This window comes from Burkholderia sp. Ac-20379, from assembly GCF_017104645.1.
In the GTDB taxonomy this organism is placed as follows: Bacteria; Pseudomonadota; Gammaproteobacteria; order Burkholderiales; family Burkholderiaceae; genus Burkholderia.
Genome location: NZ_JAAGPF010000213.1, coordinates 1 through 12,728 on the forward strand (window position 1 = coordinate 1; position 12,728 = coordinate 12,728).

12 protein-coding genes and 1 pseudogene are annotated in these 12,728 nt (G+C 69.7%); 9 read left to right on the forward strand and 4 right to left on the reverse strand.

The features are described from left to right. The 8 genes and pseudogenes from G3N92_RS22870 to G3N92_RS22905 all read left to right on the forward strand — a co-directional run. A pseudogene (locus G3N92_RS22870) lies at window positions 1–352 on the forward strand (hypothetical protein); the annotation flags it as partial. A gap of 41 nt (window positions 353–393) precedes the next feature. After that, window positions 394–1,647 (forward strand): extracellular solute-binding protein, encoded by a 1,254-nt coding sequence (locus G3N92_RS22875; protein WP_206129860.1) that lies wholly within the window; start codon window positions 394–396, stop codon window positions 1,645–1,647. Window positions 1,648–1,691: 44 nt separating this feature from the next. Continuing rightward, the gene (locus tag G3N92_RS22880) at window positions 1,692–2,678 is read left to right on the forward strand and encodes a sugar ABC transporter permease (protein WP_339385797.1); all 987 of its coding nucleotides are present in this window, start codon (window positions 1,692–1,694) and stop codon (window positions 2,676–2,678) included. A 19-nt stretch (window positions 2,679–2,697) separates the two neighbouring features. Then, window positions 2,698–3,549: a carbohydrate ABC transporter permease gene (locus G3N92_RS22885; RefSeq protein WP_206129861.1), complete on the forward strand. Its 852-nt coding sequence runs from the start codon at window positions 2,698–2,700 to the stop codon at window positions 3,547–3,549. 119 nt (window positions 3,550–3,668) lie between these two features. After that, window positions 3,669–4,493: a MipA/OmpV family protein gene (locus tag G3N92_RS22890; RefSeq protein ID WP_339385798.1), complete on the forward strand. Its 825-nt coding sequence runs from the start codon at window positions 3,669–3,671 to the stop codon at window positions 4,491–4,493. 12 nt (window positions 4,494–4,505) lie between these two features. Then, entirely contained in the window at window positions 4,506–5,234 is a 729-nt protein-coding gene (locus G3N92_RS22895) for a response regulator transcription factor (protein ID WP_206129862.1), read from the forward strand. Next, window positions 5,231–6,730 (forward strand): ATP-binding protein, encoded by a 1,500-nt coding sequence (locus G3N92_RS22900; protein WP_206129863.1) that lies wholly within the window; start codon window positions 5,231–5,233, stop codon window positions 6,728–6,730. The genes G3N92_RS22895 and G3N92_RS22900 overlap by 4 nt, the downstream gene beginning before the upstream one ends. 413 nt (window positions 6,731–7,143) lie before the next feature. After that, the gene (locus G3N92_RS22905) at window positions 7,144–7,980 is read left to right on the forward strand and encodes a peptidylprolyl isomerase (protein ID WP_206129864.1); all 837 of its coding nucleotides are present in this window, start codon (window positions 7,144–7,146) and stop codon (window positions 7,978–7,980) included. 42 nt (window positions 7,981–8,022) lie between these two features. Here the strand turns inward: G3N92_RS22905 and gstA are convergent, their stop codons facing one another. Beyond that, on the reverse strand, window positions 8,023–8,637 hold the full coding sequence (gstA, locus tag G3N92_RS22910; protein WP_206129865.1) for a glutathione transferase GstA: 615 nt from the start codon (window positions 8,635–8,637) through the stop codon (window positions 8,023–8,025). Window positions 8,638–8,813: 176 nt separating this feature from the next. Here gstA and G3N92_RS22915 point away from each other — a divergent pair, with 176 nt between their 5' ends. Then, on the forward strand, window positions 8,814–9,713 hold the full coding sequence (locus tag G3N92_RS22915) for a transcriptional regulator GcvA (protein WP_206129866.1): 900 nt from the start codon (window positions 8,814–8,816) through the stop codon (window positions 9,711–9,713). A gap of 149 nt (window positions 9,714–9,862) precedes the next feature. On the opposite strand, the gene G3N92_RS22920 is transcribed toward G3N92_RS22915, so the two are convergent. The 3 genes from G3N92_RS22920 to G3N92_RS22930 all read right to left on the reverse strand — a co-directional run. Beyond that, the gene (locus tag G3N92_RS22920) at window positions 9,863–10,507 is read right to left on the reverse strand and encodes a DNA-3-methyladenine glycosylase I (protein ID WP_206129867.1); all 645 of its coding nucleotides are present in this window, start codon (window positions 10,505–10,507) and stop codon (window positions 9,863–9,865) included. 70 nt (window positions 10,508–10,577) lie between these two features. Next, window positions 10,578–11,960, reverse strand: a complete 1,383-nt coding sequence (locus G3N92_RS22925) for a nucleobase:cation symporter-2 family protein (RefSeq protein WP_206129868.1) — start codon at window positions 11,958–11,960, stop codon at window positions 10,578–10,580. Between the two features lie 83 nt (window positions 11,961–12,043). After that, a partial coding sequence (locus G3N92_RS22930) for a hypothetical protein (RefSeq protein WP_206129869.1) occupies window positions 12,044–12,728 on the reverse strand: 685 nt, incomplete at its 5' end.

Below are 12,728 nucleotides of genomic sequence, written 5' to 3' on the forward strand. Positions count from 1 at the left end.
CGCGGGCGGCGTGCGCGGGGTCGGGCCCGAACCCCGCGCGCACGGCGGCGACGGCCATCCGGCCTACGTGCGTCGCGGGGCGTTCCCCCACCTGCCGAGCCTGTTCGACGACGCCACCACCGCGCGGCTGTTCGCTCGCATCGCGCGCGAGGCGGGCCTCGCGCCCGCGCCGCTCGGCGACGCGGTGCGGGTGAGCCGGCGCGGCGCGCTGACCTGGGTGTTCAACTACGGCCCCGACGCGCACGAACTCGACCCCGCGATTCCCGATGCGGCGATCGTGGTGGGCGCGCGGCGCATCGAGCCGGCCGGCGTGGCCGTTTACCGTTCGCCCGGGCCCGCCCCGGCCCGATGATTCCTCGCAGCGCAAACAACAACCGAAACAGGAGACAACCGATGAAAACCCAGCTTCGCTTGCGCACCACCGTCGCGGCGCTCGCCGTGGCGGCCCTGGCCGGCGCCTGGACGGCGAGCGCCGCGGCCGGCACGCTGACCATCAACATCGCGTTCAAGGGCGCGAGCCAGCGCACCGTGTGGACGCAGGTGATCGAGCAGTTTCGCAAGACGCATCCCGGCACCGAGGTGAAGACCGCGTTCGTGGACGAGGAAGCCTACAAGGCGCAGTTGCCGAACTGGCTGATGACCGCGCCGCCCGACATCGTCAACTGGCACGACGGCGAGCGCATGGCCTACTACGCGAAGCGCGGCCTGTTCGAGGATCTGTCGGCCGACTGGCAGGCGAACCACTGGGACAGCATGTATGCGTCCACCAAGGAGGCCTCGTCGTACAACGGCAAGCCGTATGCGGCGCCCACCGTCTACTACGCGTGGGGCATGTTCTATCGGAAGAACCTGTTCAAGAAGGTCGGGATTGCGAACGAACCGGCCACCTGGGCGGAATTCCTCGACGACTGCAAGAAGCTCAAGGCGGCCGGCATCACGCCGATCGCCGTGGCCGGGCGCGACGCCTGGACGCTGGCCGGCTGGTTCGACTATCTCGACCTGCGCCTGAACGGCAACGCGTTCCACCAGCAACTGATGGCCGGCGCGATTCCCTACACCGACGCGCGCGTGAAGAAGGTCTACGCGGCATGGCGGCAACTGATCGACGCGGGCTACTTCATCGACAACGCGCTGTCCTACGATCTCGACGCCGCGCAGCCGTTCCTGTTCCAGGACAAGGCCGCGATGATGCTGATGGGCACCTTCATCACCGGCGGCTTCACGCCGGCCGTGCGCGACGACATGGGCTTCTTCCGCTTCCCGGTGATCGACCCGAAGGTGCCGACCGCCGAGGACGGCCCGGTCGAATCGCTGCACATTCCGTCGAAGGCGAAGAACAAGGCCGACGCGCACGCGTTCCTCGCGTTCACGCAGACGCCCGCGATCAGCGCGCAGCTCGCCAAGGGGCTCGGCTCGCTGCCGGCCAACAGCCAGTCGCCGGAGCCGGACGATCCGATCTCGAAGATCGGCTTCCGCATCCTGTCGAGCACGACGGGCGGCATCGCGCAGTTCTACGATCGCGACATGACCAAGGAGATGGCCGACGAGGGCATGAAGGGCATGCAGCAGTTCCTCGCCGATCCGTCGAAGATCGACGCGATCCTGACCCAGCTCGAAGCGACGCGCCAGCGCATCTACAAAAAGTGAGCCGCACCGGCCGGGCCCGCGCCCGGCCGCCCAGGAGGTGATTCGTGACCCGTTCCGTGCTTGACTCCCGCACCCACGCCCATGCCCGCGCTGCCGCGCCGGCCGGGCCGCGCCACGACGGCGCGCAACCCGCCCGGCCGGCGCCGCCGCGCGCGGCGCGGCCCCGGCGGCGCGCCTCGCCCACCGAGCGCCGCCAGCGTCTGACCGCCGCGCTGTTCCTCGCGCCGGCCTGCGTGATGTTCGCGTGCTACGTGGTGTGGCCGGTGCTGTCGACCATCCGCCTGTCGTTCTTCCAGTGGGACGGCATGAGCGATCCGGCGTTCGTGGGCCTCGCGAACTACGTCGAGCTGATGCACGCCGACACGTTCTACACCGCGCTCAAGAACAACCTGATCTGGCTCGTGCTGTTCCTGCTCGCGCCGCCGTTCGGGCTGGCCGCCGCGCTCTACCTGAACCAGGCCGTGCGCGGCATGCGGCTCGTCAAATCGCTGTTCTTCGCGCCGTTCGTGCTGTCGGGCGTGGTGGTCGGGCTGATCTATTCGTGGTTCTACGATCCGACCTTCGGCTTGCTGCGGCTGATCTTCGGGCACGGCATTCCGGTGCTCGGTGATCCGCGCTACGCCACGTTCGGCGTGATCTTCGCGGCGCTGTGGCCGCAATCGGCCTACTGCATGATCCTCTACCTGACCGGGCTGACCACGCTGAGCAGCGAGCAGATCGAGGCGGCGCGCATGGAAGGCGCGAAGGGCTGGACGCTGCTGTGGCACGTGATCCTGCCGCAGTTGCGGCCCACCACGTTCATGGCGATCGTGGTGACCGTGATCGGCGCGCTGCGCAGTTTCGACCTGATCTCGGTGATGACCTCGGGCGGCCCGTTCGACAGCTCCACCGTGCTGGCCTATTACATGTACGACCAGGCGATCAAGTATTTCCGCTTCGGCTATGCCTCGGCGATCGCCGTGGTGCTGTTCGCGATCATGCTGCTCTACATCGTCTATCACCTGCGCCACCTGCTGCGCAGCGAACACTGACCGTTTCCGGGAGACGCCCATGTATCCGTTGCCGATCGACCGCTGGAAACCGGCCACGCGCCGCCTGTATCGCCTCTCGCTGCCGTTCGCGCTGCTGCTGTGGCTGCTGCCGCTGATCGCCGTGCTGGTGACGTCGGTGCGCTCGTCCGAGGAACTGGCCGCCGGCCATTACTGGGATTGGCCGCACCGCTTCGCGCTGGTCGAGAACTACCGCGAGGCGCTGACCGCCTCGCCGATGCTCCATTACTTCTGGAACAGCCTCCTGATCACGCTGCCCTCGGTGGCCGGCGCGATCGTGCTGGCGGCGATGGCGGGCTTCGCGCTCGCGATCTACCGCTTTCCCGGCAACGCGGCGCTGTTCGGCACGTTCGTGGCCGGCAACTTCGTGCCGATCCAGGTGCTGATGATCCCGGTGCGCGACCTGACGCTGAAGCTCGGCCTCTACAACTCGGTGGGCGGGCTGATCCTGTTCCATCTGTCGTTCCAGACCGGCTTCTGCGCGCTGTTCCTGCGCAATTTCATCAAGCAGTTGCCGTTCGAGCTGGTGGAGGCGGCGCGCATCGAGGGCGCGAGCGAGTGGACGGTGTTCTTCCGCATCATCCTGCCGCTGATCCGCCCGGCGCTCGCGGCGCTGGCGATCCTGGTGTTCACGTTCGTCTGGAACGATTACTTCTGGGCGCTGTGCCTCACGCAAGGCGACGACGCCGCGCCGATCACGGTGGGCGTGGCCGCGCTGCGCGGGCAGTGGACCACCTCGTGGAACCTCGTGTCGGCCGGGTCGGTGCTGGCCGCGCTGCCGTCGGTGGCGATGTTCTTCGCGATGCAGAAGCATTTCGTGGCGGGGCTCACGTTCGGGGCGACCAAGGGCTGACGGGGCGGCTGCGGCTGCCTCCGCTCCCGCGCCGGCGCAAAAAGCCGGCGCGGGTAAGTAAGCGGTAAGTCGTCCGTTTCTACAGTCACGGGGTTTCTCCACCCTTGGGCGCGATTACCGTGACATTCCCCTCCCTCCGTACTGCCAGCCTGCACGCCGGCGCGATCTGCCTCGCCTGGTCCGCCATCGTGTCCTCCGCCTCGGCGCAATCGATGTCGGCCGTCCCGCAGGACGGCGGCGACGACGGCTTCACGATCCTCAGCAACGCCACCAACGTCACGCACTGGGGGCTGGGCGCCGGCGTGGGCGTCGAAAGCTCGCCGTATCGCGGCGACGGCGCGAAGGTCTCGCCGATCCCGCTGCTGTATTTCGACGACAAATGGGTGCACCTGCTCGGCACCACAATCGATCTGAAGGTGGGCCAGTGGCGCGGCGTGAGCGTGGCGCTGCGCGCGCGTTTCGGCCTGTTCGATGGCTACAGCGGCTCCGACGCGCCGATCCTGAACGGCATGCAGGACCGCAAGGGCGCACTCTGGTATGGTCCTGCGCTGGCGTGGCGCAGCGCGTTCGGTACGCTGTCGGGCGATTTTCTGCTGGGCGGCAACAAGGGCGAGCAGGCCAAGCTCGAGTTCTCGCGCACGTTTCGCGCGGGGCGCTTCTCGATCGAGCCGCACATCGGCGCGCAATGGCTGGGCCATACTTACGCCGATTACTACTACGGCGTGATGCCGTCCGAGGCCCGCGCCTGGCGCCCGGCCTACACGGCCGGCTCGACCTGGCAATATTCGCTCGGCTCGCAGTTCACCTACGCGTTCGATGCGCATCAGCGCGTGCTGCTCGACGTGGGCGTGACGCGGCTGGGCGGCAGCGTGGCCGACAGCCCGCTGGTCGGCCGGCGCTACGTGCCCGAGGCGCGCATCGGTTACCTCTACCAGTTCAAGTGAGTCGTACCCCATATGTCGAGAGTCGCCATCGTCGAGGATCATGAACGGCTGGCCGGGATGGTGCGTCAGGCGCTGGCCGCCGCCGGGATCGAGGCCGACCTGTTCGGCAGCGTGTCGGAGGCCCGCTACGGCGTGAATCGGGCCGATTACGCGGTCGTGATCGTCGATCGCGGCCTGCCCGACGGCGACGGCCTGAGCCTGGTGCGCGACCTGCGCCGGGCCGGCACGATGACGCCGTGCCTGATGCTGACCGCCCGCGACGCGCTGCACGACCGCGTGGAAGGCCTGGAAAGCGGCGCGGACGACTATCTGACCAAGCCGTTCGCGATGAGCGAGCTGGTGGCGCGGGTGCGCTCGCTGATGCGCCGCCCCGCCGTGCTCGCCGACCTGACCGCCGCGTTCGGCGATCTGAGCGTCGATCCGCAGCAGCAGGCGATGCGTTGCGGCGAGCAGGCCGTGCAGCTCGGGCCGGCCGAGCTGCAGATCATGCTGTGCCTGATGCGCGCGGGCGGGCGCACGGTGCGGCACGCCGCGCTCGAACATGCGGCGTGGGGGCTCGGCGAGAGCGTCACGCCGAATGCGCTGGAGGTCACGCTGCACCGGCTGCGCAGGAAGCTGCAGGCGATGGCCTCGCGCACGCGGCTGGAGAACGTGCGCGGCGCGGGTTTCGTGCTGCGCGCGGACGATCCGGACGCGCCCGGCACCACCACGTCGGACGTCGTCCCGGAGGATCGCGCATGAGCTCGTCGAACCCGCCGGCCGGCCGCCGGCCGCGCACGCTGTCGGCGCGGCTCTGGCTGACCAACGTGACGGCGCTGGCGTTGAGCCTCGGTGTGCTGGCGAGCGTCGTGCTGTGGGTCTACGACCGCAATCCCCAGCACGTGCTCGGCCGCGCCGAGCAGATGGACGCCGTCAACGATGTCGTGCACGGGCTGCGCTTCGATGCGAGCGGCGCGCCGGTCGGCGTGCAACTGACCGAACGGCAGGCCTGGCTGTTCCGCATCGCGCCGACCGAGCTGCGCTACCGCGTGCTCGACGCGCACGGCGCGATCATGGCCGCCTCGGGCGCGGGCGCGGCCGATCCGGCGTGGCTGCCGGGGCCGGTCGATGCGATTCCCGACGGCTACCGGCGCAGCGCGATCGACGGCCGGCCGTTCATCGTCTCGATGCTGCGCGTGCCGTGCGGCGCGGCCACCTGCTTCGTGCAGACGGCCACCAGCGTGTCGTTCCTCGAGGCGCTCGCGAGCCTCAAGATCAAGCCGATTCCGCGCGTGGTGGCGGTGATCGCCGTGATCGCGACGCTCGTGTTCGGCCTGACCCTGCCGCTGACGATCCGCCATGTGCTGCGGCCGTTGCGCGACGTGTCGGCCGCCGCCGCCGCGATCACGCCGCAGAACCTGCGCGCGCGGCTGCCGGTGGCCGACGTGCCCGGCGAGATCCGCCCGCTGATCGACGGCTTCAACGATGCGCTGGCCCGCCTCGAAGCGGGCTTCACGGCGCAGCAGCACTTCCTTGCGTCGGCCGCGCACGAGCTGCAGACGCCGCTCACGCTGCTGCGCGGCCAGATCGAGTTGCAGCCCGAGATCGCCGACAAGGCGCTGCTGTTTCGCGAGATCGACCTGATGGCGCGCCAGGTGCGGCAACTGCTGCATCTCGCGGAAGTGCGCGAATCGCAGAATTTCAGCTTCGAGCCCGTCGATGCGGGCGACGTGATCCACGACGTGCAGGCCTATCTGGCGCGCAAGGCCGATGCGAAGCGGATCACGCTCGGCATCGAAGAGCACGGCGCGGGCGCGCCGATTCGCGCCGATCGCAGCGCGCTGTTCATCCTGCTCAAGAACCTGGTCGAGAACGCGATCAACGTTTCGCCCGACGGCGCGATCGTGCTGATCCGCTGCGCCGACGACGGCCTGCACGTGATCGACGAAGGGCCGGGCATCGACGCCGCGCATCTGCCGAAGCTGTTCGAGCGCTATTGGCGCGCGCCCGGGGCCGGTTACGACGGCGCGGGCCTCGGGCTCGCGATCTGCAAGGAGATCGCGCTCGCGCACGGCTGGACGATCGGGGTACGCAGCTCGCCCGTGGGGACACGGTTCTCGGTGGCGCTGCGGCCGGGCTGCGGTGCGCCCCCACGCGATGCCGGCCGCGATCCGCGCGGCGCGCCCGATGCCGTTCGCCCCGGCGGGCTGCGATCCCGTCCTGATTCCGGGCTGGCGCATCGGCTGAGGCTGGACTGACAAAACGCCGCAAGGCCCGGCGGCCGGTGCGGCGCCCGCGCGTTCAGATGCATTTCCGAGCCGTTTCGGAATTGCCCCGCGCCGACTTTCGGACGCGGCTGATTGTGCACAGCCGGGTCGCACGCAGACAATGGCCTCTATCGAAACGCCCCATCTGCCGGGCGCGTCGATTTCTCTCACCCGGGATCCACACCGCATTTGCACGGCCCGCTCGGGGCTCCGTGTGTGCCGCAACGCCGCGGCGCGAAGCGGTACGGTCGGGTCGACAGCGATGAGTGCCCTGCGGCGGTCGGTGGGCGCGGCCGCACGGCTGTTCTCCGTGAAGTTGATTGTCGGAATCACGCTGCCTTATGCGAACGCAAGGCACTCATCGCTGTCCGCCCGCTGTCCGATCCCTCATCAAGGACACGCTCATGAACACCCGCTCCCTCGCTTCGCTGGCGCTCGTCTGCGCAGCCGCCGCTGCGTCCCTGCCCACCGCTTCCGCCGCCACGGCGCCCGCGGCCTCGCTGCCGTCGGATGTCGCCGCGATGGTCAATCACGTGCCGATTCCGAAGCACCGTCTCGACGAGGCCGTCAAGGCCACCGGCCAGGCCGATACGCCGGTACTGCGCGAGCGCCTCAAGCGCCGCATGGTGGTCGGCCTGCTCGTCGAGCAGGCGGCCGAGCGCGGCGGCTACGACATGCGGCCGGAAGTGCTGGCCGTGGCGGCTCACGCTCGCGCGCAGGCCGCCGTCTCGCTCTATCTGCGCGAGCACGCGCGCCCCGAGAGGGTCACGGCCGAGCAGGTGAAGGCCAGCTACCGCGAACTGGTGGCGAACACCGGGCAGTTCGAATATCGCCCGCTCGTGATCGCGGTGAGCGACGCCGCCCAGATGCAGGCCGCGCAAGCCGAACTGAGCGCCGGCGCCGATTTCTTTGCGGTGGCGCAGAAGTACAACACCGTCGCGAACGGCGGCGTGACCACGCCGATGTGGCTGAAAACGCCGCTCGTCGAAGGCCATACCGATGGCTTGCCGCTCGTGCTGGCGCAGCAGATCGTCTCGATGGACAGCGGCGCCGTCAGCGCGCCGATCGCGCTCGACAACGCCTACGCGATCGTGCGTCTCGACGACAAGCAGCCGGCCGTGATGCCGAGTTTCGAGCAGGCCGCCCCGGTGCTGCGCCGCCAGCTCGAAGCGAAGGCGCAGAAGCGCGCCTCGATCGCCCTGATCGAGCAACTGGCCTCGCAGGCCACGATCGAGCGGTAAGCCCCCGCGCGCGGCGCGTTCCGCGCCGCGCCATGCCCTTCGTCAAACCGGCGCGCTCGCGGCTTCGGCCGCCAGCGCGGCCCGCACCGCATCCCGCTGGCCGATGCGCGCCATGAAGCGCGCGAGCGCGGGCCAGCGGGCGATGTCGATCGAGAAGCCCGGCAGCCAGGTCAGCACCGTGTACAGGTAGGCGTCGGCCACGCCGAACGCCGCCCCCATCAGGTAATCCCGTTCCGTCAGCGTGGCGGCCAGCAGGTCGAGGCGCTTGAACAGGCGCGCCTCGACCTGCGTCTTCACGCGCGCGGGCATCTCGCGGTCGAACAGCGGGCTGCAGCCGGCGTGGATTTCCGTGCCGACGAAGTTCAGCGTTTCCTGCAACCGCACGCGCGCCCAGCTGCCGTTCGGCGGCGCGAGGCCGGCTTCGGGTTCGAGGTCGGCCAGGTATTGAAGGATCGCCGGGCCTTCGGTCAGCACCTCGCCGTTGTCGAGCGCGAGCGCGGCCACGTAGCCCTTCGGATTCACGTCGAGAAAGCTGCCGCCCTCGGCGGTGCGCTTGCTGCGGTTGTCGACGCGGACGAGCTCGAACGGCAGGCCCAGTTCCCGCAGCACGATGTGCGGCGACAGCGAGCAGGCGTGCGGGGCGAAGTAGAGTTTCATGGTGCGGCATCCTTCGTTTGACGGGTTGTCGGCAGGCCGTTTCGGCAGCCGTCCGGCACGCAGGATCGCAACGATGCGGCGGCCCGGCAAACGACATCTCGCGTGCTAGCATATGAAAAATTCTCATGCCGGCCCGCCCGGCGCCGCTTCTTCCCTCTCCCCTCCGCACGCATCCCATGGCAGGCAAGCTCCCCTCGCTGAACGGCCTGAAGGTGTTCGAATGCGCGGCGCGCCATATGAGCTTCACGCGGGCCGCGGCCGAACTGAACGTCACGCAGACGGCGGTCAGCCATCAGATCAAACGGCTCGAAGACGAGCTCGGCGTGCGGCTGTTTCTGCGTCTCAAGGAGCGGCTCGAACTGACCGCGCAAGGGCAGGCCTATCTGCAGGGCGTGAGCCTCGCGTTCGCGCAACTGCGCTTTTCCACCGATCAACTGCGTGCCGGCGCCGACGCGCCCACGCTGACGCTGTCCACGCTCGCGAGCTTCGCGTCGAAGTGGCTGCTGCCGCGCCTCGGGGCGTTTCGCGAGGCGCATCCGGGGATCGACATTCGCGTCGGCGCGTCCACCGATCTGGTCGATTTCGCGGCGGGCGGCGCGGACGCGGCGATCCGCTACGGCAGCGGCGATTGGCCGGGCCTGCGTTGCGACCGCCTGATGGACGACGAGATTTTTCCCGTCTGCAGCCCGGCGCTGCTGGCCGGCCACGAGCCGCTCGCGGAGCCTGCCCAACTGGCGCGGCATACGCTGCTGCAGGTGGGCGGCATGACGGGCGACGACTGGCCGCTCTGGCTCGCGGCGGCGGGGTTGCCGACGGATCTGGCGGGCCGGTCGAGCGAGCGGCTCGATTTCGATCTCGCGCTGCTGGCCGTGCAGGCGGCCGTGGACGGCCTCGGCGTGTGCATCGGGCGGCGCGCCTACGTGGAGGACGAGTTGCGGGCGGGGCGCCTGGTCGCGCCGTTCGAAACGCGCGTGGCGACCGGGCGCGGCTTCTATCTGGTGTCGCCGCCCGAGCGGGCCGACAGCGGCGCGGTGGCGGCGCTGCGCGGCTGGCTCGTCGACATGGCGGCGGCATGACGATGCGGTGAGGGCCGGGCGGCGCGCCGGCAAGCGGCTGCATTGCCGGGCCGATCGCCGCGCCGCCGCATCGGCAGCGATTCGCCGGATTGCGCTCGCCACGCGCCGCCGCGCTAGCGGAGCGCCGCCGCGAGGCGGCCCCGCAGTTGCTACGCCCCCCACACCCCCGAACTCCCGCGCCGATGGCTGTCGACCAGATGCGTATCGACGATGCCGATCGCTTCCATCAACGCGAACATCGTGGTGGGGCCGACGAAGCGAAAGCCCAGCTTGCGCAACTGCTTGCTCAGCGCGGTGGACTGCTCGGAGACGGTGGGCACCTCGGCCATGGTGCGCGGCGCGGGCGTTGCGTCCGGCTTGAACGACCAGACGAGCTTCGCGAGGCCGCCGTGTTCGCGCAATGCGAGCGTGGCGGCGGCGTTGCCGACGGTGGCGAGGATCTTGGCGCGGTTGCGGACGATGCCGGTGTCCGCCATCAGGCGCTCGACGTCCGCATCGGTGAAGCGCGCGACGCGCTCGGGATCGAACCGCGCGAACGCCGCGCGGAACGCCTCGCGCTTGCGCAGGATGATCGCCCACGACAGCCCCGACTGAAACCCTTCCAGGCTGATCCGCTCGAACAGCCCCTGTTCGTCGCGCACCGGCATGCCCCATTCGGTGTCGTAGTAGGCGCGCAGCATCGCGTCGCTGACGGCCCACGGCGGGCGCGTCAGGCCGTCTTCGCACAGCACGGCGCCGGTGGGTTTGTCCTTGCCGGGGCGGCCGGCGGGGGCGGGAGCGCGTTTCGCATCCATGACGGGGAGGGGGCGGGATTGATCGAGGCGGCCAAGCCTAGCACGGCCTCCGCCGCCCCGGATTGCGGACTTATTTGCCGACCGATTTGCGCTCGGGCAGGAACCAGTTCATCAGCAGCGCGCACAGGCCGCCGGTGGCGACGCCCGAGGCCAGCACGTTCTGCAGCGCGTGCGGCAGGTTCGCGAGGATCTCCGGCACCTGCGCGACGCCGAGCCCGAGCGCCAGCGACACGGCGATGATCAGCAGCGCGCGGCGGTCGAGCGCGACGCCGGCCAGGATGTTGATGCCCGAGGCGGCCACCGCGCCGAACATCACCATCGCCGCGCCGCCGAGCACCGGCTCCGGCACCGCCTGCAGCACGCCGGCCACCGACGGGAACAGCCCGAGCACCACCAGCATCGCCGCGATCCAGATGCCCACGTGGCGGCTCGCGATGCCGGTCAGTTGGATCACGCCGTTGTTCTGCGCGAACACCGAGCTGGGGAACGTGTTGAACACGCCCGCGATCAGCGAATTGACGCCGTTCACGAGCACGCCGCCCTTGATCCGCTGCATCCACAGCGGCCCTTCCACCGGCTCGCGCGACACCTTGCTGGTGGCCGTCACGTCGCCGATCGCCTCGAGCGACGTGACCACGTAGATGATCAGCATCGGCACGAACAGCGACCACGAGAAGCCGAGCCCGAAATGCAGCGGCGTGGGGATCTGGAACAGCGCGGCCTGATGCACGCCGGCGAAATCGAGCCGGCCCATCGCGGCGGCGGCCAGGTAGCCGACCGCCAGCGCGATCACGAGCGCGGTGCTGCGCACCCACACCACCGGCACGCGGTTCAGCACGACGATGGTGCCGAGCACGAGACACGACAGCGTGAGGTTCTGTGCGCTCGCGAACGTGCCCCTGGCCATCGCGCCGTAGCCGCCGCCCATGCTGATCAGGCCCACCTTGATCAGCGTCAGGCCGATCAGCAGCACCACGATGCCCGTCACGAGCGGGGTGATCAGCCGCTTGATGAACGGCAGGATGCGCGACACGGCCATCTCGACGAACGAGCCCGCGATCACCACGCCGAAGATCGCCGCCATCACGGTTTCGACCGGCGTGCCCTGCTTGACCATCAGGCTGCCGCCCGCGATCAGCGGCCCGACGAAGTTGAAGCTGGTGCCCTGCACGATCAGCAGCCCCGCGCCGAGCGGGCCGAAGCGGCGGCATTGCAGGAACGTGGCGATGCCCGAGATCACCAGCGACATCGACACGATCAGCGTGGTGTCGCGCGTCGGCACGTTCAGCGCCTGGCAGATCAGCAGGCCCGGCGTGACGATCGGCACCAGGATCGCGAGCAGGTGCTGGAGCGCGGCGACGAACGCGACCGCCGGCGAGGGGCGGTCGTTCGGGCCGTAGACGAGGTCGTGGGCGGGGGCGGCGCCGTCGGCGCCGGAATGTGCGGATTGCATCGCTCGGAAGGCCGCTCGAAAGAAGGAAGGTGCGCGATTTTAACGGTTCCGGCGCGCCGTCCCGGGTGCGGGCCGATTCTCGATCAATCGTCGTCGCGGTGGCCCGGCTTCAGATGGTCGGGCACCACGACCAGCAGCGATTGCAGGTCGACGCCGTGCAGCGGGCCGCCCGGCTGCATCATGTTCATCGTCTTGCCGATCGTGTCGGTGATGAACGCCCCTTCCTCGGGCGGCAGCTTGGCGGCTTCCTGCATCAGCTCGTGCATCAGCGGCTGCCAGTGCCCCGGCGGGTTGTTCGCGATCATGTCGGGCATCCAGCCGGCCATCACGTCGAGCACGATGGCGGTTTCGTGCGGCGTGCGCGCCTCGGGCGGCACGTGCACGAGATGATTCAGCACCGCGCGCATGTTGGCGGCGGCGTCCTGGCCGGCGCCCGGCGAATCGGCGAATTCCGGGTGGAACGCGTTCAGCGCCAGGCCGTTGAGCACCTGCATGCGGTCCTGCGGCGGCAGCAGGTGGACCTGATTGCTGATCGCGCGGAACGCCGACTGGTGCGCGCCGCGCGAATCGACCTTGTTCAGCATCTTGGCCAGATCGCCGAGCAGCACCGCGCGCTGGGCGAGCGGCGTGACGTGCTCCGCGGCCGCGATCGCGCCGTGCACGGTGCTCGCCTTGAGCGAGCCGGCGGGCATCGAGGCGATCGTCTTGCAGAGCGTCTGGACGGCCTGCGCGGCCACGGCGGGGCGTTCCGCCGGCGGCAGGTTGGGC